Annotated in this window: 20 protein-coding genes; 11 read left to right on the forward strand and 9 right to left on the reverse strand. The window is 53.1% G+C overall.

The genetic code is table 11. The annotated features are described in order from the left end of the window. Positions 1-54: 54 nt before the first annotated feature. Positions 55-936, reverse strand: coding sequence for a UTP--glucose-1-phosphate uridylyltransferase GalU (gene galU, locus TRICHSKD4_RS25805; RefSeq protein ID WP_040617582.1), 882 nt, complete (start codon positions 934-936; stop codon positions 55-57). A gap of 325 nt (positions 937-1,261) precedes the next feature. Here galU and kdsA point away from each other — a divergent pair, with 325 nt between their 5' ends. Both kdsA and eno read left to right on the forward strand, forming a co-directional pair. Further along, positions 1,262-2,104: a 3-deoxy-8-phosphooctulonate synthase gene (gene kdsA / locus TRICHSKD4_RS25810; RefSeq protein WP_009760236.1), complete on the forward strand. Its 843-nt coding sequence runs from the start codon at positions 1,262-1,264 to the stop codon at positions 2,102-2,104. Positions 2,105-2,229: 125 nt separating this feature from the next. Next, entirely contained in the window at positions 2,230-3,504 is a 1,275-nt protein-coding gene (gene eno / locus TRICHSKD4_RS25815) for a phosphopyruvate hydratase (RefSeq protein ID WP_009760237.1), read from the forward strand. Positions 3,505-3,569: 65 nt separating this feature from the next. On the opposite strand, the gene TRICHSKD4_RS25820 is transcribed toward eno, so the two are convergent. From TRICHSKD4_RS25820 to TRICHSKD4_RS25835, 4 genes are all read right to left on the reverse strand, one after another. Next, the gene (locus TRICHSKD4_RS25820; protein ID WP_009760238.1) at positions 3,570-4,232 is read right to left on the reverse strand and encodes a DsbA family oxidoreductase; all 663 of its coding nucleotides are present in this window, start codon (positions 4,230-4,232) and stop codon (positions 3,570-3,572) included. Between the two features lie 98 nt (positions 4,233-4,330). Beyond that, complete coding sequence (locus TRICHSKD4_RS25825; RefSeq protein ID WP_050763533.1) at positions 4,331-5,491, reverse strand: hypothetical protein; 1,161 nt, start codon at positions 5,489-5,491, stop codon at positions 4,331-4,333. A 38-nt stretch (positions 5,492-5,529) separates the two neighbouring features. Beyond that, positions 5,530-7,155, reverse strand: a complete 1,626-nt coding sequence (locus TRICHSKD4_RS25830) for a class I adenylate-forming enzyme family protein (RefSeq protein WP_009760240.1) — start codon at positions 7,153-7,155, stop codon at positions 5,530-5,532. Between the two features lie 20 nt (positions 7,156-7,175). Next, complete coding sequence (locus TRICHSKD4_RS25835) at positions 7,176-8,972, reverse strand: extracellular solute-binding protein (RefSeq protein ID WP_009760241.1); 1,797 nt, start codon at positions 8,970-8,972, stop codon at positions 7,176-7,178. Between TRICHSKD4_RS25835 and TRICHSKD4_RS30445 the strand changes: the two genes are divergently transcribed. Beyond that, positions 8,965-9,147, forward strand: a complete 183-nt coding sequence (locus tag TRICHSKD4_RS30445; protein WP_009760242.1) for a hypothetical protein — start codon at positions 8,965-8,967, stop codon at positions 9,145-9,147. The two genes, TRICHSKD4_RS25835 and TRICHSKD4_RS30445, sit on opposite strands and share 8 nt — an antisense overlap. Positions 9,148-9,300: 153 nt before the next feature. Further along, on the forward strand, positions 9,301-9,909 hold the full coding sequence (locus tag TRICHSKD4_RS25840; protein WP_009760243.1) for an invasion associated locus B family protein: 609 nt from the start codon (positions 9,301-9,303) through the stop codon (positions 9,907-9,909). Positions 9,910-10,001: 92 nt separating this feature from the next. Here TRICHSKD4_RS25840 and hspQ read toward each other — a convergent pair whose 3' ends face one another. The 3 genes from hspQ to TRICHSKD4_RS25855 all read right to left on the reverse strand — a co-directional run bounded on the left by hspQ (position 10,002) and on the right by TRICHSKD4_RS25855 (position 12,483). After that, positions 10,002-10,325 carry a heat shock protein HspQ gene (hspQ, locus tag TRICHSKD4_RS25845; RefSeq protein ID WP_040617583.1) on the reverse strand — a complete coding sequence of 108 codons (324 nt, stop codon included), beginning with the start codon at positions 10,323-10,325 and terminating at the stop codon, positions 10,002-10,004. A gap of 103 nt (positions 10,326-10,428) precedes the next feature. Next, the gene (locus TRICHSKD4_RS25850) at positions 10,429-11,469 is read right to left on the reverse strand and encodes a CoA ester lyase (protein ID WP_009760245.1); all 1,041 of its coding nucleotides are present in this window, start codon (positions 11,467-11,469) and stop codon (positions 10,429-10,431) included. Positions 11,470-11,592: 123 nt separating this feature from the next. Beyond that, entirely contained in the window at positions 11,593-12,483 is an 891-nt protein-coding gene (locus TRICHSKD4_RS25855; RefSeq protein ID WP_009760246.1) for a lauroyl acyltransferase, read from the reverse strand. A gap of 208 nt (positions 12,484-12,691) precedes the next feature. On the opposite strand from TRICHSKD4_RS25855, the gene TRICHSKD4_RS25860 reads away from it, so the two are divergent. Further along, entirely contained in the window at positions 12,692-13,636 is a 945-nt protein-coding gene (locus TRICHSKD4_RS25860) for an AEC family transporter (protein WP_009760247.1), read from the forward strand. A gap of 13 nt (positions 13,637-13,649) precedes the next feature. On the opposite strand, the gene TRICHSKD4_RS25865 is transcribed toward TRICHSKD4_RS25860, so the two are convergent. Continuing rightward, the gene (locus tag TRICHSKD4_RS25865; protein WP_040617423.1) at positions 13,650-14,864 is read right to left on the reverse strand and encodes a UbiH/UbiF family hydroxylase; all 1,215 of its coding nucleotides are present in this window, start codon (positions 14,862-14,864) and stop codon (positions 13,650-13,652) included. 244 nt (positions 14,865-15,108) lie between these two features. Between TRICHSKD4_RS25865 and TRICHSKD4_RS25870 the strand changes: the two genes are divergently transcribed. The 6 genes from TRICHSKD4_RS25870 to TRICHSKD4_RS25895 form a co-directional block, all read left to right on the forward strand. Then, on the forward strand, positions 15,109-16,014 hold the full coding sequence (locus TRICHSKD4_RS25870; RefSeq protein ID WP_009760249.1) for a DUF2182 domain-containing protein: 906 nt from the start codon (positions 15,109-15,111) through the stop codon (positions 16,012-16,014). A gap of 220 nt (positions 16,015-16,234) precedes the next feature. Next, entirely contained in the window at positions 16,235-16,951 is a 717-nt protein-coding gene (locus TRICHSKD4_RS25875) for a phosphatidylcholine/phosphatidylserine synthase (RefSeq protein WP_009760251.1), read from the forward strand. Positions 16,952-17,059: 108 nt separating this feature from the next. Next, a complete protein-coding gene (locus TRICHSKD4_RS25880; protein WP_009760252.1) occupies positions 17,060-18,037 on the forward strand; it encodes a quinone oxidoreductase in 978 nt (325 codons plus the stop codon). Between the two features lie 5 nt (positions 18,038-18,042). Continuing rightward, positions 18,043-19,005 (forward strand): LysR family transcriptional regulator, encoded by a 963-nt coding sequence (locus TRICHSKD4_RS25885; RefSeq protein ID WP_009760253.1) that lies wholly within the window; start codon positions 18,043-18,045, stop codon positions 19,003-19,005. A gap of 94 nt (positions 19,006-19,099) precedes the next feature. Next, positions 19,100-19,450: a hydroxyisourate hydrolase gene (gene uraH, locus TRICHSKD4_RS25890; RefSeq protein WP_009760254.1), complete on the forward strand. Its 351-nt coding sequence runs from the start codon at positions 19,100-19,102 to the stop codon at positions 19,448-19,450. A 3-nt stretch (positions 19,451-19,453) separates the two neighbouring features. Further along, a partial coding sequence (locus TRICHSKD4_RS25895) for a xanthine dehydrogenase small subunit (RefSeq protein WP_040617424.1) occupies positions 19,454-20,512 on the forward strand: 1,059 nt, incomplete at its 3' end.

A 20,512-nucleotide genomic window follows, 5' to 3' on the forward strand; every position in this document is an offset into this window, starting at 1 on the left:
CTTACAAACAAGCAAGTGCGTGCAAAGCGCACGTCTTGTGGCCTACTGGGTTGCTTAGCTTGGGTCAAGCATGGTCCGCAGCAAGGGGACAAGTTCTTCGGCCAGATCCGGAGTGTCGAGAGCATAGGCAATGTTGGCACTCAGGAAGCCAGCCTTTGAGCCACAGTCGTAGCTTTTGCCTTCGTATTTCAGTGAGGAGAACGGCTGGCTTTCCAGAAGTTTTAGCATGCTGTCAGTCAGCTGTATTTCTCCACCTGCACCTGTGCCCTGCTCGGATAATAGGTCAAAAATCTCGGGCTGGAGAATATAGCGACCGGTGATTTGCAGGTTGGACGGCGCAGTACCGGGGGCCGGTTTTTCCACCATATTGGCAATCTGGCTGGCCCGTTTATCAATCTTGTCACCCAGTGCGACAATGCCGTAATTGTGCGTCTGGTCTTCTGGCACTTCTTCAACCGCAATCACATTGCCGCCGGTGCGATCATAAAGATCGACCATTTGCTTCAGGCAGCTGGTTTCGGATTTGATGATCACATCCGGTAGAAGAATGGCGAACGGCTCGCGCCCGATAATATCGCGGGCGCACCAGATGGCGTGACCTAGTCCGAGCGGATCTTGTTGCCGGGTAAAGCTTGTCGAACCGGGCTCAGGGCGGATCGCTTCCAGAAGGTCAAGGGCGCCCTTTTTGTTACGTTCCTTCAGTGTATCTTCCAGCTCATAAGCCCTGTCGAAATGGTCTTCGATCACGCCTTTGTTTCGTCCTGTGACAAAGACGATGTGTTCAATCCCGGCAGCGCGGGCTTCATCGACCACATATTGAACAATTGGCCGGTCCACGATTGTGAGCATTTCTTTAGGAACGGCTTTGGTCGCAGGCAAAAAACGGGTTCCCAGTCCAGCAACGGGAAGAATGGCTTTGCGGATAGGCTTGTTCATTTTTGCAGCGTCCATGGTGCGAATCTGTGGTCGCCTTTTGCTTAATCTCCACTGCTTCTTCTGCCAAGTAGAAACACGTGAAATCAGCCATTTTGCTAAGTCTTGGTGGCTGAATTCCGCAATTTTCAATTCTTGCGTGTTGACCCCTTTGGGGGCGAAGGGGAGGCGATCTGGTGAATTGAATGGCAGTGTTTCCCCGAACTTGCCTTGCCGAGTTGCGATCCCGGCGAAAGAGGGCTATGCAACGGGCGATATTGAAGGTGGACGCGTCTGAAGAAGATGCTGTCCGGCGCCGTCTGTTTCTATCCAAAGGGCTAGTCCACGAATGTCCAAACCAAATTCTGTCGTCAACGTCGGAAACGTCTCCTTCTCAAATACGGCTGCGTTCAGCTTGATTGCTGGTCCATGTCAGATGGAAAGTCGCGAACATGCTCTGGAGTGTGCTGCGGCAGTGAAGGAAATTGCCGGCAATTTGGGCATACCGGTTGTCTTCAAATCGTCCTTTGACAAGGCAAACAGAACATCACTGTCTGGAAAACGCGGTGTGGGGCTGTCTGATGCGCTGCCTGTGTTTGGCGATATCAAGGAAAGATATGGCATGCCGGTGTTGACCGACGTGCATGCGGCAGAACAATGCGCGCCAGTCTCTGAAGTCGTAGACATTTTGCAAATACCTGCCTTCTTGTGCCGACAGACTGACCTGCTGGTTGCAGCCGCACAAACCGGAGCGGTGGTAAATGTCAAAAAAGGGCAGTTTCTTGCGCCTTGGGACATGAAAAACGTTATGGAGAAGGTAACGGAATCCAGCAACCCGAATGTTCTCCTGACCGAACGCGGGGCTAGTTTTGGTTACAATACGCTCGTGAGTGACATGAGGGCTTTACCCATCATGGCGCAGACCGGCGCTCCGGTCATTTTTGATGCGACGCATTCCGTGCAGCAGCCGGGCGGGCAGGGCACATCCAGCGGCGGGGACCGTACGATGGTCCCCGTATTGAGCAGAGCAGCAGTTGCTGTCGGCGTTGCTGGGCTTTTCATTGAGACGCATCCAGACCCAGATAGCGCCCCTTCAGACGGCCCCAACATGGTGCCGCTTAAAGATCTTGGTGCGTTGCTGTCTCAGTTGAAGGCACTGGATAGTGTCGTAAAGGCACCAACGACCAACTAAGTCACGATTTTAGGCCGCTTTAGCGGCCCTTTTTTGTCGTAGGAAATTGAAATTTGTACCGGTTCCCGGTACGTCGTCATTGCAAATATTCGGGGCATGGTCCCCAGCCGAAGGAGTGAAATGGCATGACTGCAATCATTGACATGATTGGACGTGAAATCCTTGACAGCCGCGGTAATCCGACCGTGGAAGTCGATGTTTTTCTGGAGGACGGGTCTTTTGGTCGTGCTGCTGTTCCTTCGGGGGCGTCGACAGGCGCTCATGAAGCTGTTGAATTGCGCGACGGCGGCGATCGTTTTCTAGGCAAGGGCGTTCGTAAAGCCGTAGAGGCTGTCAACGGCGAGATCTTCGAAACCGTCGGTGGACTAGACGCGGAGGATCAGCTCAAGATCGATCAGGCCATGCTTGATCTGGACGGAACAGAAAACAAGGCACGGTTGGGTGCGAACGCAATCTTGGGCGTGTCCCTTGCTGTTGCCCGTGCGGCGGCTCAGGCCTCTGGCCTGCCGCTTTATCGGTATGTCGGCGGAACATCTGCCCGCACGCTTCCGGTTCCGATGATGAACATCATCAACGGCGGAGCGCATGCGGACAATCCGATCGATTTTCAAGAATTCATGATCATGCCGGTTGGCGCGGAAAGCCTGTCCGAAGCTGTTCGCATGGGCGCTGAAGTGTTCCACACACTGAAAAAGGCCCTGAATGCTGCTGGCCACAATACCAATGTGGGTGATGAAGGTGGTTTTGCGCCGAACTTGGAGTCCACGGACGCGGCCATCGGCTTTGTCATGAAGGCGATTGAAACGGCAGGTTACAAGCCAGGTGAGGACATGTTCCTGGCGCTTGATGCGGCCTCAACAGAGTTCTTCAAGGACGGCAAATACGTTCTGGAAGGTGAGGGCAAGTCACTCGCACCTGAAGAAATGGCCAAGTATCTGGAAGACCTAGTCGAACGTTATCCGATCATTTCCATTGAAGATGGTCTGGCTGAGGATGATTGGGCAGGCTGGAAAGCTGCGACTGACCTCTTCGGCAACAAGTGCCAGCTGGTCGGTGATGATCTGTTCGTGACCAATTCCAAACGCTTGCGCCAGGGGATCAATCAGGGCGTTGCCAACTCCATTCTGATCAAGGTCAACCAGATTGGCACATTGTCCGAGACGCTGGACGCTGTTGAGACAGCTCACAAGGCCGGATACACGGCTGTGATGTCTCACCGCTCAGGTGAAACAGAAGACAGCACCATTGCTGACCTCGCGGTTGCGACCAACTGCGGGCAGATCAAAACAGGTTCGTTGGCGCGTTCTGACCGGTTGGCAAAATACAATCAGTTGATCCGGATTGAAGAAGAACTCGGCGCACAGGCAATTTACGCCGGTCGCTCTATCCTGCGCGGATAATCAAACCAAAAAGCCCACCGACTTTGATCTGTCGGTGGGCTTTTTATAAATGAAGACCGGAAAATTCAGGCGGTTTCGCTGGTCTGTGTTTCCGCGGCGTGCATGATCGCAGCTGCGATTGTTTCAGGTTTCTCTGCGCCGGACAGCGCAAAGCGCTGGTCTACGATGAAGCAGGGGACGCCGGTCACCCCCATCTCGTGGGCTTGTGAGATCTGCTTGTTCATTTTGTCCATATCGGAATCTGTTCCAAACAATTGTTCGACCAGATCCGATTGCATTCCCGCTTCATCTGAAATCCGCACCAAGGTTTCGGACTTGGTGAGGTCTTCGCCATCGATGAAATAGGCCTTGAACAGGCGTTCTACGACATCGTCTTGCAGATCGTCGGAACGCGACCACAGGATCAGCCGGTGGCAATCAAGGGTGTTTGGCGACAAGGTAATCTTGTCAAATGCGAAGGGTATCCCCTCGGCCCGTCCGGCGTTTTCGATTTCCGCATAGACCTCTTTGGCCTTCTCTATGCTGCCGAATTTGTCTGCCAGATATTGGGTGCGGTCCTTGCCTTCCTTGGGAAGGGTTGCGTCAAGTTGGTATGGGTGCCAGCGTACATCCACCGGAATGTCAGGGATGGACTTCAGGGCTTTTTCCAAACGCCGTTTGCCGATGTAACACCACGGGCACATGACATCGGAGATGACGTCGAGTGTTATCGCGGTAGTTTCCGTCATGCTGTTACCCTTTTATTCGCCTCGTGCTTTTATCAACCGTAGGTGAATTGAATAGCCTTTGCAAATCAACGCGCCACGATGTACCCATTGTTTCCAGATTAAAGAATAGTGTGGGTTAAAATCGCATTGATCCGGGATTTCAGGATGGTTTTTCCACGGTCATTCTTGAGAACGGCAACCGGCCCAAGTCCTTCCACAACACAGATTAAATCTTCTTCACGACTTGCAGCGTCGGCGATAGACAACACTGTTGACCAAAGATTATCTGCGTCTTCCTGACCGGGAAGTGGGTTGAGCAGGCTGTGAGGCAGAAGTTGCAATTCGTGGACATCGAGCCCACGTAATTTCAGGGCTGACCTGGCTTCATCAAGGTAGCGGTTGTAGAGATCGCGGGACATTCCGCCTGATGGATTTGTCTCAATCAACCAGCGATGGCTTTCAGCTAAAAATCCATCTGTTTGCCTGCGGCACTCACCGCTTCTGATCGCCGTTTGCATTCGGTATTTCAGGTTTTCTGCGGTCAGTTTGTCGGTCAGGACATCAGTTGCGCCTAAATCAAAAAGCGGCACGATATCTGCTGGGTGATCTGCAAAAACCAGAGCTGGTAGAGTCGCGAACCGCGCGTCCAAGCGTAACTGACGCAGATTATCCATGTTCTCTTGCAGGGATGAATCTAGGATCACAGCGTCAAAGCCGCGTTGGGTCAGATAGTCCTCAGCAATGGCCTGATTAAACGCGCCGACGACTTCAACGTTGTCCTGACTAAGGTTCTGTATCTCCAGAAAGCGCTGACCAAGCCCGACAATCAGCAAGCTGCTGGGGCCTTCCCGGTGAGGCACTGTTCCATAGTCGTGGACGCGCCCAAAGACTGACCGACGAAGCGTTGCTTCTTCTGTTCTCAGTATGGTCCGTTGCAAGTCACACATGGTTTGAAACAAGTGGTTCGGTGAAATAGAGACGTTCACCACAGCATGCGGTTTTGGCGCATCAGGAAGGGTGTCTTGCGCTTCTGACAAGAGGATCAGGGGGACTTCACAAGGCAGCGCGTCGATCGTTGAATTTAGTATTGCCCAGAACGCTTGATCATTTTCATGAAGGGCAGCCGGGCTCACTAAAATGGCCGAAGGAATATCGGCAAGATCAGCCGAATTGCCACCACAATCGATCAGGCACCCCAAATCTATTGAGTTTGAGAATATACACCCGGCCACTGCAGCCGGAGGCTCGGTTCCCAAAACCCAAGCTGGACCGTGCCACATCAACGAGTTTTCAAATTCCATAAGTCTTGTACGCTGTTTTAGGCCACCGCGGCGGGCAGTCTTTGTGTTCTGAGCGTCAGGCGCTCCCGGTTCAACGTACCATCTTCATTGCGCGGAAGCGATTGGAGGACGAGGACCCTGTGTGGATTTTTTGCCAAATCGACACCTTCGGCATCCAGATATGCAAAAAACGCCTTCGCATCAGGCACAGTTCCAACATCGGGCACGACTGCAGCGTGAATGCGCGCCCCTAGAAGCGGGTCTTCTACCAGAAAGGCTGCTGCTTCCTTGATTCCCTTGTAACTGGCGTAAATGTCATCGATCTCGGTAAGTGGTCCGGTACCGTGTGCCATTGTGCCGGGAATGCCAAAACCGGATATGCCGTCAGTGGTTTCTTCAACTGAAATTCCAGTTTCCAAGAAGCCGTCTGCATCGAAGCCGAGTTTCGGCAGAGGCATTGTTTTCCAGCCAATATCTGGAACCATAGCACCCCGAAGTTTCAGCGTTTTGGCATCCGTTTCAGGATCTTGCCGGATTTCGATTTCCAGAAGGGCTGGCCCGCTTTCACACCCGTTTGGCCCGTTATGCTTTCCCAAGGCGGTGGCCTGCGCTTTGGCTGACGGACCTCGCGCGTTCGCAACGAGTGAAAATTCATCTGCGATATGAAGGTCAACAATGTTGTTGTTGGCTGTGAAAGCGCTCGGTGCAGGAGAGGCGATGTTCCAAGCGGCAATGATGGTCACATCGCCGGTGTCAAGTTTTCGATCCATCATTTGAGCCAAAGGCCCGGGGGTCAGCACATAATCAGCATTCACATCAGCCGCATGACGCGTGAGTTGATGCAATGAAGTTGGATAGTGCAGGTGCAACGTTCCGGCAGCCCGCAGCCAGGGGACCAGACCAGCACCGAGGCCCGTCAACCCACTCAAGGAATAGGGCACGACAAACCGGCTTCCCGGTTCGATATTTGCTTCCGCCTCGATCAGTTTTGCTGCCGCCTGCCAGTGATTATGTGTTCTGACCACAGGAACAATTTCACCGCTGCTGCGGCTCCAGCTGATGGTGGCCGTGTGATCTGCGGCATCCGCGCGCCGTCCTTCCAAAGGCGGTATATCATCGCCCATTTCTTCAAGCATCGGGCCAAGCTCGATCAAGCCGTCCGGAATGTCTTTGCCAAGTCCGAACACAAAGCGAAGGCTGAACAGTTCGGCGGCAATGTCTCTTGCTGCATCGGCAATGCTTCTGGTCTCGACCCGGTCTGCAGATATAAGAGCTTTCGCGCCAATTGAGTTGAGGGATTCAAGGACGTTGGCTTGGCGCCAGTGCAGTGGAAGTGGTGAGACGACCAAGTCAGCCCTCAGGGCGGCTAAAAGAGCGACAACGGCATCCACCGTGTTGGGGGCCTGAAGGCCCAGAACATGATCTGCTGACAGCCCGAGCGCCCGGTAAAAACCTGCCAGACGCGTTATTTCCTGATCCAGTTCAGCATAGGTGAGGGAGCGCGGTGCCCCGCCAGTCCAGCCTTCTCGGTTGGGCGCATCGATAAGGGCAACACGGTCAGGCTCTGCAGCCGCATTGGCTGACACCAAGCCGTCCAGTGTATCAGTTCCCCAAGCTCCGGCTTGATGGTAGTCGGAGATCAGGTCTTCAGGCGTTGTTTTCATCACATGTTCCGTTGAACCGGTTATTTTTGTGCCGACCACCAGGTGTCAAACTGATGCCCATAAAGGGAATGCTGGGCCGGGGATGCGATACGATCCCAATGGGCGACCCAATCGTCAGGCAGGTGATAAAGTGGAACAGCATAAGCGCCGGAAATCAGCACGCGATCCAGGGCTCGAACAGCTGCTTCAAAAACTTCGCGAGACCGGGCGCCCACCATGGCATCGATCATCGCGTCGATTGCTTCTTGTTTGGCTCCGGTCAGGTTCCAGGACCCTTCTGCATCGGCTGACTTGATGGACCAACGACCATATTGCTCTGCACCTGGTGACAGGGACGCGTACCAAGTGTTGAACATCATATCGAATTCACGACTGATGCGGCGGTCCTCAAACTGGGAGGGGTCAACTGTGCGCACGGTCACATCGATGCCAAGCAGCTTCAGTGTTCGAACATAGTTGAGGGCAACTTTTTCCTCGTCTTCGTTTTTGGTCATGATTTCAAAGGTAAGGGGTTGGCCGTTGGCGCTATTGACTAGTTTGCGATCCTTCAGCTCGTATCCGGCTTTCTTGAACTCATTGAGGGCAGCGCGAAGGATTTTTCGGTCGCGGCCAGATCCATCCGCTTGTGCGGGAAACCATGTTCCATCCATGACCTCATCGCGGACAGCGTCCGGGTAGGATGCGAGAAGGGCCCGCTCTGCATCTGTGGCAGGTTTGCCGACCGAAGAAAGCGAGGAGTTGTCCCAATATCCTGCAGTGCGCTGATAGAGCCCGAAATACAGGTTTTTGTTGATCCATTCAAAATCGAAAAGCATGGCCAAAGCATTGCGCACTGTTGGGTCAGCAAACACCTCGCGTCTGGTGTTTAAGGCTATGCCTTGCGTCCGGGCTGGAATGCCCTTTTTGATAGCCAGTTGCTTGACCTTGCCTTCGAGTGCAGCAGGAAAATCAAAACCGGTTGACCAGCGTGCAGGGTCGCGGAACTGGAGTGTATCAATCAGGCCTTTTTTGAAGGCTTCCTGAAGCGTTGTTTCATCGCGGAAATATTCAATCCGGATTTCATCGAAATTGTCGAAACCAGCTTTGATCGGCAGATCCTTGGCCCAATAATCCGGGTTCTTTTTGTAAACGACGCGGCGTCCCGGCTCGACCGTGTCAAAAACATAGGGTCCGGAGCCGACTGGTGGTGTCAAAGTCGATTTGTCGAAGTTTTCCGCATCGGTGTGCTTTTTCGACAGGATGGGTGCCAGCGCGATCAGCAAGGGAAGCTCGCGATTATCGCCGTTTTCAAACGTCAATTTGAGGCGGTTCTCGCCGGTGACTTCCTTTTTGGTGATTTGGCCATACCAATTGCTGAAAGGGGGGCGGCCTTTGTCGCGAATAACTTCCAGCGAAAAGATGACGTCGTCCACGGTTACTGGACTTCCGTCAGAAAACTTCGCTTCCGGGTTAAGTTCGAACTCGATCCAGTCCCGTGTCTCCGGCATCCGGACACGTTGCGCTAAGTGCCCGTAGAGGCTGAATGGCTCAGCATAGGAGCGGGCCAGTAGGCTTTCGAAGATGTTGCTGCCAAAGGCGCGCTCCCGCATTCCGCGGGCGGATGTCCAGCCACCTTGGACAATGAACTGGTTCAAGCTGTCGAAGGTGCCTTGCACCCCAAGGGTCAATACACCCCCTTTTGGAGCATCCGGGTTGGCGTAGGGCAGGGAAATGAAATCCTCAGGCAAGGCAGGTTTACCGTGCATAGAGATGCCATGCGCCCATGCAACGGTTTCATCATTTGCGTGAGCAGCGGGCGGGGAAAGTAAAATGCACATTGCAGCCAAAGTGCTTGCCAAGACGCGGGCACATGAAAACTCGCTGGAAAAACTGAACAACCGCATGGAACAACTGACCTTCGACGTTGATTCTTGGCTGCAAGACTACCACAAGGATAGTCAAAACGCTCGGCATGCGGGAGAAAAGCGGTGGATATTCAAGATTCAATTCTGAATTGAAAACCGTTGCAATAAGGCCACCCTCTTGCCGCAATCGACGTGTTACGTCACATGCGTTGGATTCGTGGCGTCTGACCCCTTGAGTTTCTTCTGGCTTTGCCGCAGAACACCCCCAATGTCAGCCGTCGCATGATTGAGGAAGTTTGGTATGTTTGATGTGTTGAAAAGAGGAGTGGTAGGCTGCGCGTTGGCCGCGCTGGCAGTTTCCTCTTCCGTTCTGGTTGCGTCCGCGCAGGAAGAACAGGATTCTCCTTGGCTCAAGGTTTGTAACCAAGACCCGAAAGCGAACAAGCAGGTTTGCCTGATTACGCAGGAACTGCGCACCAGCACCGGGCAGTTTTTGTCTTCGGTTGCTATTCGCGAGATTGAAGGTGAAGCGCGAAAAACGCTTCTGATGGCTGTTCCTACCGGAATGTTGATCCAGCCGGGTCTGCGCGTTCAAATCGATAGTGGCAAACAAACACAAGCCAAATATGGCATTTGTTTTCCGAACGCGTGCTATTCCGAACTGGTCATTGATGACAGTTTCGTCACCAGCATGAAGCAGGGCGGCAAGCTTCTTGTCACAGCATTGAACCAGCAGGCAAAAGCAGTTCCCTTTGAGCTGACCCTGATTGGTTTCACCAAAATTTATGATGGCGAACCGATGGATGTGGCGCAGATCGAAGAAAAGCAAAAGCAGCTGCAGAATGAACTTCAACGCCGCGCTGATGAAGCTCGTCAGAAGCTGATCGACGCTCAAAAGGCAAGCCAGTAAAACTGGTAATTGTTTAGGGTCCTAACCCTAGAGACATGAAAAAGGCCGCTCAATTTCAGCGGCCTTTTTTCTTTTGTTCTTATCTAATAAAATCAATGAAGGTCGACGTCGCGCACCATATATGAGCCGTCGGTCTGTTCTTCGAAGATTTCCTCCACTTGCGGATGGCGGATTGGTTCTCCGGTCATGTCCAGTACGAGGTTTTGTTCGCTAACATAAGCCACATACTCAGTCTCGTCGTTTTCAGCGAGTAGATGGTAAAATGGCTGGTCGCGTTTCGGACGCACGTCTTCCGGAATGGCGTCCCACCATTCTTCCGTGTTTGAAAAGGTCGGGTCGACGTCGAAAATCACACCTCTGAAAGGGTAAATTCGATGTCGAACCACCTGACCTATATTGAATTTTGCCGTCCGCATTTCTACTGGTCCATTTGGCTCAAGAACGGCTGACATAACGTGTGTGTTATGGCCTTGCAAGTGTTCGTCTTTTTTTGAAGGACCAAGCTTACATGCCGAGTGTCTAAAGTCCGTAAACTTCAGCCAGTTCCATGTCCTTGGCCGCAACCTGAACGGCCAGATCGACGATGACCTTTGCCTGTTTCCAGGTGGCATCATCCTGCATCTTGCCGTCGATCATGACTGCGCCTGTGCCATTAGGCATGGCGTCCAGAATTTTCTTGGCAAATTGCACTTCGTTGGGATCCGGGCTGAAAACTCTTTTCGCAATGTCGATTTGGGTCGGATGAAGCGACCATGCCCCGTGGCAACCCATCAGGAAGGCATTGCGGAACTGGGCTTCACAAGCGGCCGGATCAGAAAAATCGCCGAACGGCCCGTAAAAGGGTTTGATGCCATAGGAAAGGCACGCGTCGACCATCTTGGCGACCGTGTAGTGCCACAGGTCCTGTTGATAGGCAGCGCGTTGTGTGCCTTCGGCTTCATCCGCCAACACAACGTAATCCGGATGTCCGCCGCCAACCCGCGTTGTCTTCATGCCACGGGAGGCTGCAAGGTCAGCAGGGCCTAGGCTCATGCCATGCATGCGTGGGCTTGCTGCTGCAATATCTGCAACATTCTTGACGCCTTCAGCGGTCTCCAAAATCGCATGTATCTGGATTGGTTTTGCGATGCCTGCCTTGGCTTCCAATTGCGCCAGCAGTTGATCGAGGTAATGGATATCCCAAGGTCCCTCGACCTTTGGCAGCATGATGACATCAAGCTTGTCACCAACCTCCAGCACAATTTCGAGGAGATCATCAAGAAGCCATGGGCTGTTCAGACAATTCACACGAGTCCAAAGGCCGGTGGACTGGAAGTCATTGTCCTTGGCCATCTGGATGAAACCACGGCGCGCATCAACTTTACTATCCGCAGGGATTGCATCTTCCAAGTTCCCAAGCACCACATCCACCTTGGAGATGAGATCCGGCACTTTGGCCCGCATTTTTTCAATCTGCGGGGGGACGAAATGGATCATGCGCTCCAGTTTTACTGGTGGCTCGCGAAACGGGGCAGGAGCGCCGATAGCGAGCGGATTGTAAAAGGCGCGTGGTGTTTTCATGAAGTTTGCCTCCCGTCAGAATGCAAGCAATCGTGACTTCATGCTATATCGGCTTTGTTGCAGTGCAACCATTCTCCGATAGGCGAAGGGCTTGTTTACACGCAACGCGCTTTCAAGAGGCCATTAATCCCATTTGCGATGGATCCACATCCACTGGTCTGGATGTTCCCGAACCCACTCTTCAAATACATCGTGGATGTCTTGGGTGATACGGGCAATATCGGCCTTGCGGTCGTCCGTTTTGGTCACGTTCAGCATCCGGCCTTGGATAGTGAATTGCGTTCCATTTTTTCGAATGACCCGGCCCACAACAATCGGAACATCTGCAGCTCTGGCAAGTGAGGCTGGGGCGGGTGTTGCGAAAGCTGGCTGGCCGAAGAAGTTCACCTCAACGCCGCGGCGCTCGCGCAGATCACCCATCATTGCCACGACACCCCCTTCATCGAGTGCGTTGCGCAAAAGGCGCGGTGTTTTGGCGCTCTTGGAATGCAGTCCACCTTTGTAAAGGTGGAGGCGCGTGTCTTTCAGGATTTTTTCCGCGCTTGGGTTTTTCAAAGCCTGATAAACGCCGGCAATTGTAATGCCCATGCGAACAGCTGGTTGAACGGTCAATTCCCAATTGCCGGAATGGAGTGAGACAAACAGGCAAGGAAGCTTTTCATCAAGGATCTTTTGAGTGCCTTCATCGGCAATGGCTTCAAATCGCCTGCCATCCTTGAGCAATTTGTCGATGTAGAATGTTTCAGCGCTTACGCGCCCGAGGTTTTCCCACATACCCCGCACAATGGCCTGAAGGTCCGCGTCACTTTTATCCGGATAAGCCTTTTTGAGATGGGCAATGGCGCGCTTGTGCCGGGAGTTGAACGGAGCGAAGGTCCGCCAGCAAAACCCCATGAATGACGAGGCAATGTCCACTGGTATGAGACGAAACAAGAAAATGATTGACGAGAGAAGGCCGGCTTCGATCCGGTATTGAAGCGCTTTCAGGGGGGAAGGTTGTGCGCGGTCAGTCATCTATTTGCGGCTGTTCTTTCGTCTGCAGGCGGTTTTCCGGAAAGTTTCGGTGTGGTGTACCATATGCGCCCAAGGCTTGATTGACCGAAACCCTTTTCCAAGCTAGGCGTCAGTATCCAAGGAGTTGCTTCGTTGCAAGCGTTTGCTGTGAATAGCAGATAGCTTGTTTCCTGCCGGCTGTTCTGTATTTTTTGTTCCGGATACCTTCATGCACGATGTCATATCGCTCGCGTTTCCGTTTTTCGGGCTGATTTTCCTCGGCTTTATCGCTGGGAAGTTGAAAAAGATCCCCGAGAGTGGTTTGGCGTGGATGAATTTTTTCATCGTCTACATCGCTTTGCCCGCCATGTTTTTTCGGCTCTTGTCGGAAACTCCGATTGAAGAGCTGACCAATCTCAGTTTCATCTCTGCCACAACATTTGCAACCTATACGATGTTTGCCGTCGCTTTTTGTATTGGGGTTTTGGCGACGCGAGGGAGCATACCCGAATCCACAATTCTCGGGATCGCCGGGGCCTATTCAAATGTTGGTTACATGGGACCGGGTCTGACCTTGGCGGTGCTGGGGCCGGAGGCGACAGTTCCAACGGCATTGATCTTGTGTTTCGATAACACGCTGCTGTTCATTCTGGCGCCTTTGATGATGGCGATTGGCGGAACCGATTCAGAACCAATCGGTCACACGCTGCTTCGCATCTCCTGGCGTGTGTTTAGTCACCCTTTTATTCTGGCGACAATTGCTGGTGTCGGGGCCGCGGCGCTGGAAGTTCGCCCGCCCCAAGCCGTCGACAAGATGCTGGAGTATTTGGGCGGTGCTGCGGCCCCGTGCGCATTGTTCGCCATGGGGGTCAGCGTTGTGCTGCGGCCTGTTGGACGGGTTCCAATGGAACTACCGGCCGTTTTAGTCGTTAAACTGCTCGTTCATCCGGTGCTGATTTATCTGCTTTTGCTCTGGATCGGCGGGTTTGAACCGATCTGGGTTGCCACTGCCGTCTTGATGGCGTGTTTGCCGCCCGCGACCAATGTTTTCGTCATTGCCCAACAATATGGGGTTTATGTGCAAAGGGCGGCGAGTTTTGTGATGATTGGAACGGTGGCGTCTGTCGTCACCGTTACTGGATTTATATGGGCAATTTCCAGCGGCTACATTTAAGCCAGCATAAGAGCTACCGAAACGGGACTGGAATCATGCCGGAAAGGCGCGGGCTCACGCCTTCCTTCATGAGCAGTTTGCGGAACGGAGATACTTTGCTGGCAAATTGCAGCCCAGCGCTTCTTGCCAATTGAACCGGCAACAGTTCGCTCAAGAGAGATCTGTTCAACGCATGAACGGCATTGGTTCGGGTAACAATGTCCGGTTGCCGCTTTTTGTCGTAGGCGGTCATGGCTGTTGCACCGCCAATATCTTCCCCGCGACTTTCCGCCAGTGATACCACCTCCAGAAGGCTGGCAACATCACGCAGTGATAGGTTTAGCCCCTGCGCCCCAATCGGTGGGAATACATGAGCTGTTTCTCCAATCAGCATAACGCGGTTGGCTGCGAAGGTTTTTGCCATCATTCCTGCCAGCGGAAACATCTGCCTTTTGGTGGTCACCTTCAGTTTTCCGTAGATCGAATGAACACGACGCTCCAATTCGGCAGCCAACTGTTCATCGCCCATCTCGCCAAGCCGCAAAGCCCCTTCGGGCGTTTCAACGCAAACAATGGACGAGTTTCTGCCGGTAAGCGGGACAAGTGCACAAGGACCGGTCTTCTTATGAAACTCGGTTGAAACGTGATTGTGAGGACGATCGTGCGACAGGTTGAGGACGACTGCGACTTGGGAGTAGGACCAGCGGTCGATTTTGATTTCAGCCTTGTCGCGGAGTTTGGAATTCCGGCCATCTGCTGCGACCGCCAGTTTTGCTCGGTAGGTTTCTCCGGCTTCGGTGGTTACCTGAATGTGGCTTTCGGTCAGATCATACTGGTCTGCCAAGTCGTGCACGATTATCAGGTTTTCCGTTTCCCGCGCCTTTTCATCAAGGGCAGCATTCAGGTCTTTGTTGAGGATATTGTACCCAAACGCCTCAAGGTCGATTTCCGCGCTTTCGAACGTTACTTCCGGCGCACGGATAAGACGACCTGTGTCGTCAATCATTCGAAGCCGGGAAATCTCGGAGGTTTTGGGTTTGAGATTTTCCCAAATGCCCGCCTTTTCCATCATATTGATGGAATCGTGCCAAAGTGCCGTTGTTCGACCATCCGTAACGTTGACTGGTGGTGTTACGATGAGAGTCGACAGTCCCGCCTGTGCCAGCAAGATCGCTGCGGTCAGACCAGATGGACCTCCGCCGATAACGGCTACATCATGGACGGGTATATTTTGTTCTGTCTTTGACATTTGCGGCTCACGAATTTGTTTGTTTGAGCGGTAATGTGTCTTTCTAAGCGAGGATTGCAAGGTGGCATCTCGTCTCAACCAAAAACACTCTGTGCCGATTTATAAGTTCGGAGTATGTGAGCTATGCGGCAGATCAATTCCCAGCGGTCTGTCTTCTGCTATGGCTGAGCGTGGTTCTCGGTTTTGGGCAAGATGAGGCATGACTGACAACGTGGTTGAGAAGGTAGGGAATTCAGGAATAATCATGGATTCCAAGTCAAACATGCCGAATGCTGTAGGCAGTCAACGCGGCTGGCCGCTGGTTCTTTTTTGTCTTGTAATGCTCAGTCTGCTTGGTTGGATCTACTTGGGCACTATGGTCGCTGACATGGTGCCGGTCATGGATATGACCGAAGCCGGGCCGGGTATGGGCCTTTTCAATGTCTTCAATGAGTTTGCCGGTTTGCCTGCCGAGGCACGTGCGGCGCTAGCTGCACTTTGTTTGCCGACATCTGCTGCAACATTTGGCATGCCCGGAGCTGAGTGGGGCGCGCTGGATCTCGGTCTGGTGTTTTGGATGTGGGTGATGATGGCTCTGGCGATGATGTTGCCGACAGCCGTTCCAATGTTGAAATCCTATCACCAACAAGCCAGCGGGACGGCGGCGGCTCCCATTCTATCTACGTTGTTTGTTGCCGTTGGGTATTTGAGCATCTGGATTGGGTACGCAGTTATTGCGATCGTGATTCAGTGGGGCCTGACACAGGTTGGCATGTTGGATGCCATGATGGTGCCTGCGCATCTGGCATTGACGGCGAGTGTTTTGATTGCTGCGGGTATCTATCAATTCACACCGGCCAAGCAGGCCTGCCTTTATCGCTGTTGGTATCCGCGTTGGCAGTTTTTGAACCTGCGCCACGCTGAGAAGGGGGAAGCTGCGGCGTTGAAGGAAGGTATTGTTCAGGGTTTGGCTTGCCTTGGGTGCTGCTGGGCGATGATGACGCTGATGTTTGCAGTCGGCTTGATGAATGTCATCTGGATTGCCGGGCTTGGCGCTTTGATGGCAATCGAAAAGGCGTTTCCGTCCAAGTGGTTTTCGTACGTATTGGGCATCCTCTTTCTGGTTTGGGGCGGCGCACTGGCAGCACTGATGATGTCTTCAGCTGGCTAACGAGTAGTATTGCCGTTCGGGAAAACAAACGTCGGGTGGCTGGCGCTCTTGACCTTTGTAAAAATAGCGCGCAAAACCACTGTTCAGCCTGTCATGAAACTGAAATATTGGACAGTTGAGACGCGCCCCGTTCATCCAGACAAATTGAGGGCGTTTTGTTAGACGCCGCGCCGCTGACAGAGTGGTGCATGACTGCGGACAATAGGGACCCAGCAACCCCGTGACTGATATTACTCCGGAAAAAGACAGTAAGGAGCCGGCGCTGTTTTTAATCCATGTTCTCACGGCTTCGGGCGCCCCGATTGCGTTGATCGCACTATTGGCCGGGGCTCAGGGTAAATGGGGAGAGATGTTTGCTTGGCTCGGCCTTGCACTGGTCGTCGATGGTATTGATGGGCCGCTTGCTCGAAAGTTCAATATTGCGGAGCGATTGCCGCGCTGGTCCGGGTCTTCGCTCGATTTTGTAATCGATTACGCGACTTATGTTTTCCTTCCGGCGTTTGCATTGTCTGCAAGTGGAATGCTGGACCAGCCGTGGAACTGGATTTGCGGTGGTTTGATTGTCTTCACCGGCGCTCTTTATTTCGCAGACAATGGAATGAAGACGCCAGATGGATCATTCAAAGGCTTCCCTGCCGTCTGGAACATGGTCGTGTTTGGGTTGATGGTTTTGTCCCCGTCGCAAACCTTTACGATCATCTTTGTACTCCTCTGCTGTGTTTTGACCTTTCTTCCAATCCGGTTCAGCCATCCTGTGCGGGTGAAGCGGTGGCGAATTGCAACATTGGCCGTAACTTTCCTCTGGCTGGGATTGGCTGGGCTGGCGGTATCAAACGGGATGGTGTTGGAGGGGGCAGCGGCAACGGTGTTCACTGTTGCCAGTTTCTATCTCTTTGGCGTTTCTGCCGTTCAACAGCTTCTGGAGCGCTACGGTTAATCCGCGATTATCTCCGGAATATTATCAGTGTTTTAGGGTCAGCCTCTCTTGTTCGGGGGCGTAGCGCTGCTTACTGTCCTCTCAAAGTTAATATGAGAGGCAAGAGCAATGGTTCACGCTATTCGCGTACATGAAAATGGCGGCCCCGAAGTCCTGAAGTGGGAAGGTGTAGAGGTTAGTGATCCGGCTGCAGGTGAAGTGTGGATCAGGCACACAGCAGTCGGCCTCAATTTTATTGATACCTATTTTCGTTCCGGGCTTTATCCGGCTCCCAGCGGTCTGCCCTTTATTCCGGGAAACGAAGGGGCAGGGATTGTGGTCGCTGTTGGGGAAGGCGTTGATACGCTCAATGTTGGTGACCGTATAGCCTATGCAGGTCCCATAGGATCTTACAGCGAAGAGCGTGTTATTGCGGCTGACCGGCTGGTCAAGGTTCCAGATGATGTTGACGACAAGGTGGCCGCGGCCATGATGCTGAAGGGAATGACCGCTCAATATCTCCTCCGCCAGACCTATAACGTGACCAGCGAAACCACCTTGCTTTTCCATGCTGCTGCTGGCGGTGTTGGTTTAATTGCCGGACAATGGGCATCCCATTTGGGCGCAACAGTCATCGGCACTGTTGGATCGGAAGAAAAGGCGGAACTTGCGAAAGCCAATGGTTACACCCATGTGATCAACTATCGAACTGAGGATTTCGTCGAGCGCGTTAAAGAGATAACTAACGGCAAGGGCTGTGATGTTGTCTACGATTCCGTTGGACAAGACACCTATCCCGGCAGTCTGGATTGTTTGAAACCCTTGGGGCTTTGGGCAAGCTTTGGTCAATCTTCCGGGCCGATTGCTGACTTTAATCTGGGTTTGCTTGCCCAGAAAGGCTCACTGTTCGCGACCCGGCCGACGCTCTTCACATACATCGCGACAGCGGAAACACTCGCGTCAACTGCGCGCGACCTGTTTGATGTTATTCAATCCGGTGCAGTGAAAATTGCCGTCAATCAGGAATATGCTTTGGCGGATGCGCGGCAGGCTCACGAAGACCTAGAGGGCCGCAAGACAACGGGCGCGACGGTTCTGGTGCCGTAGACCCTATGACCGGCAACACAAGCCATCAGGACAAGGCGCGCAATCTTTACGCGCCTGCCATGCGGTATTTCGCGAAAGTCGCTGAAGTCGGCTCCATCAGGGCCGCTTCGCGCGAGCTGAATGTCGCATCTTCCGCCGTAAACCGTCAGGTGCTGTGGCTTGAAGAAGCTCTTGGCTTGCAGCTGTTTGAGCGTGTGGGACGGCGTTTGAAACTGTCCGAAGCCGGTGAAGTGCTTTTGGCCCATGTTCGTCGAACATACTCTGATTTCGATGGGACCATGTTTGAGTTGGAGGCGCTCAAGGGACTTCGTCGTGGGACTGTCACCATCGCCACTGTTGAGAGTGTTTCGGAAGTGCTGTTGCCTCACTTGATCACGAGCTTTCGCAAGACCTTTCCGGATATCAACTTGAAAGTGATTGTGGCGACGTCTAACGGGGCCGCAAAGCGTGTTGAAACGGGTGAGGCCGATGTCGGGTTCACATTTGATCCGCCAGAAGCAGCAAGCCTGTCCGTTGCCTTTCATCATGATCTTGCAATCGGTGCCTTGATGCGTCCGGATCATGAATTGGCAGAAAAGAAAGTTCTTACACTTTCGGAATGTCTGAAATACCCCATCGCGTTGCCATCAGAAGGGTTGTCACTTCGTGCTCGTCTTGACGCTGCGCGCCGGGGCGTCGAGCAGGACCCGGATATTGTGGCAGAAGCCAATTCCTTGAAGTTCCTGCGGTCTTTGGTGCGATCTGGCCCTATTGTCGGATTTCAAACGCGGGTTGGTGCCGAAGATGATCTGGCATCCGGCCAGCTGGTTTTTCGGCCATTAAAAGACGGGCCGTTGCAAGCGGATCGACTTTGCATTGTGACATCTTCCATGCGGGCGCTAGGTCTCGCTCCTGCGCGCTTCTTTGAACACGCTGTGGAGACTTTGAAAGTCCACTTAGAGTTTTTTGATGCCAATACGGCATCATGAAGAACGCAAATCTGCGCTATTGCTTTGGTGCAATCGGTGCAATCATTTTTGACATATGCCAGCCTCTTGAGGCGGCGATTGGGAGAGAATTCAAATGGGGCGTTTGACCACGCATGTCCTCGACACAGCTTTGGGTGTGCCGGCTGAAGGGCTGAAGATAGAATTGTGGGCAATCAATGAGACAAGCGAACTCATTTCGACCCATCAAACAAATTCTGATGGCCGGGTTGATAATCCCATTTTGGACGGTGACACCATCAAAACCGGCACATATGAGCTGCGCTTTTTCGCGGGAGAATACTTGAAATCCTGCGAACAGGAGCTTCCTGATCCATTATTTCTGGACATCATCCCAATCCGCTTTGGCATTGCTGACGAAGGCGCGCATTATCATGTGCCATTGTTGCTGTCTCCGTACGGCTATTCGACCTATCGCGGGAGCTGATTTATGCGTGAAACCATTCGGTTTCTCCAAAATGGAAAAGTTGTAGAACTCACCGACGTCAAGCCAACTGAAACGGTGTTGGATTATTTGCGTCTTCGTCGCCGAAAGACGGGAACTAAGGAAGGGTGCGGTGAGGGTGACTGCGGCGCATGTACGGTTGCTCTGGGGCGGCTTGTTGGAGAAGAAATCGTCTATCAACCCGTCAACAGCTGTATTTTGCTGCTCGGGATGATTGACGGAGCCGAATTGGTGACCGTTGAAGATCTCGCATCCGATGAACGCTTGCATCCGGTGCAGCAGGCGATGGTTGACCTTCACGGGTCTCAATGCGGTTTCTGCACCCCTGGCTTTGTCATGTCACTCTTCACGCTGTATCACGCGAATGGCAAGACAAGGAGCCGTAAAACGGTCACCGATTGGCTCGCGGGCAACCTTTGTCGATGCACCGGATATCGCCCGATAGTCGAGGCAGCACTGGCGTCCTGCTTTGATGTTGCGGATGATTGTTTCGCCCAGCGCAGCGATGAAACCGTTCAGGCGCTTCGTGAATTATCTGACCAGCGCGATATATATTTGCCTTATGGCAACGGCTTTTTTGCTTCACCTGCCACATTTGAAGGTTTGGCTGCGCTTTATTCGCAGCATCCAGATGCAACTCTCGTTGGCGGTGCCACGGATGTAGGGCTTTGGATCACCAAACAATTGCGCGATCTGCCGAAAATCATCTGGTTGGGCCGCATAGACGGCATGAACCGGGTGGAAGACACGGCTGCGGGCCTTTTGATTGGTGCAACAGCGACCTATCAGGACAGCCATGCGGCGGCTGAGAAACTGTCTCCTGATCTTGGAGAACTTTGGCGGAGGATTGGGTCGAAGCAGGTGAGGGCGTCAGGCACAGTCGGCGGTAACATCGCCAATGGGTCACCGATTGGCGACACCCCTCCGGCTCTGATTGCGCTCGGCGCAACGTTGGAGCTGCAGAACAAAGAAGCCTCTCGCACCATGGCGCTTGAAGATTTCTTCATCGAGTATGGTCGGCAGGACCGGAAGCAGGGCGAGTTC

It is taken from the genome of Roseibium sp. TrichSKD4 (assembly GCF_000148725.1).
Lineage (GTDB): Bacteria > Pseudomonadota > Alphaproteobacteria > Rhizobiales > Stappiaceae > Roseibium.

Excerpts from the sequence above, each read along its gene's own strand:
- TRICHSKD4_RS25865 (WP_040617423.1), bottom strand. The coding sequence starts at position 14,864 with ATGTCAAAGACAGAACAAAATATACCCGTCCATGATGTAGCCGTTATC.
- TRICHSKD4_RS25870 (WP_009760249.1), top strand. The coding sequence starts at position 15,109 with ATGGATTCCAAGTCAAACATGCCGAATGCTGTAGGCAGTCAACGCGGC.
- TRICHSKD4_RS25850 (WP_009760245.1), bottom strand. The coding sequence starts at position 11,469 with ATGAAAACACCACGCGCCTTTTACAATCCGCTCGCTATCGGCGCTCCT.
- hspQ (WP_040617583.1), bottom strand. The coding sequence starts at position 10,325 with ATGCGGACGGCAAAATTCAATATAGGTCAGGTGGTTCGACATCGAATT.
- TRICHSKD4_RS25825 (WP_050763533.1), bottom strand. The coding sequence starts at position 5,491 with ATGTGGCACGGTCCAGCTTGGGTTTTGGGAACCGAGCCTCCGGCTGCA.
- TRICHSKD4_RS25830 (WP_009760240.1), bottom strand. The coding sequence starts at position 7,155 with ATGAAAACAACGCCTGAAGACCTGATCTCCGACTACCATCAAGCCGGA.
- uraH (WP_009760254.1), top strand. The coding sequence starts at position 19,100 with ATGGGGCGTTTGACCACGCATGTCCTCGACACAGCTTTGGGTGTGCCG.
- TRICHSKD4_RS25840 (WP_009760243.1), top strand. The coding sequence starts at position 9,301 with ATGTTTGATGTGTTGAAAAGAGGAGTGGTAGGCTGCGCGTTGGCCGCG.
- TRICHSKD4_RS25835 (WP_009760241.1), bottom strand. The coding sequence starts at position 8,972 with ATGTGCATTTTACTTTCCCCGCCCGCTGCTCACGCAAATGATGAAACC.
- kdsA (WP_009760236.1), top strand. The coding sequence starts at position 1,262 with ATGTCCAAACCAAATTCTGTCGTCAACGTCGGAAACGTCTCCTTCTCA.
- TRICHSKD4_RS25885 (WP_009760253.1), top strand. The coding sequence starts at position 18,043 with ATGACCGGCAACACAAGCCATCAGGACAAGGCGCGCAATCTTTACGCG.
- eno (WP_009760237.1), top strand. The coding sequence starts at position 2,230 with ATGACTGCAATCATTGACATGATTGGACGTGAAATCCTTGACAGCCGC.
- TRICHSKD4_RS30445 (WP_009760242.1), top strand. The coding sequence starts at position 8,965 with ATGCACATTGCAGCCAAAGTGCTTGCCAAGACGCGGGCACATGAAAAC.
- TRICHSKD4_RS25880 (WP_009760252.1), top strand. The coding sequence starts at position 17,060 with ATGGTTCACGCTATTCGCGTACATGAAAATGGCGGCCCCGAAGTCCTG.
- TRICHSKD4_RS25820 (WP_009760238.1), bottom strand. The coding sequence starts at position 4,232 with ATGACGGAAACTACCGCGATAACACTCGACGTCATCTCCGATGTCATG.
- TRICHSKD4_RS25860 (WP_009760247.1), top strand. The coding sequence starts at position 12,692 with ATGCACGATGTCATATCGCTCGCGTTTCCGTTTTTCGGGCTGATTTTC.
- galU (WP_040617582.1), bottom strand. The coding sequence starts at position 936 with ATGAACAAGCCTATCCGCAAAGCCATTCTTCCCGTTGCTGGACTGGGA.
- TRICHSKD4_RS25855 (WP_009760246.1), bottom strand. The coding sequence starts at position 12,483 with ATGACTGACCGCGCACAACCTTCCCCCCTGAAAGCGCTTCAATACCGG.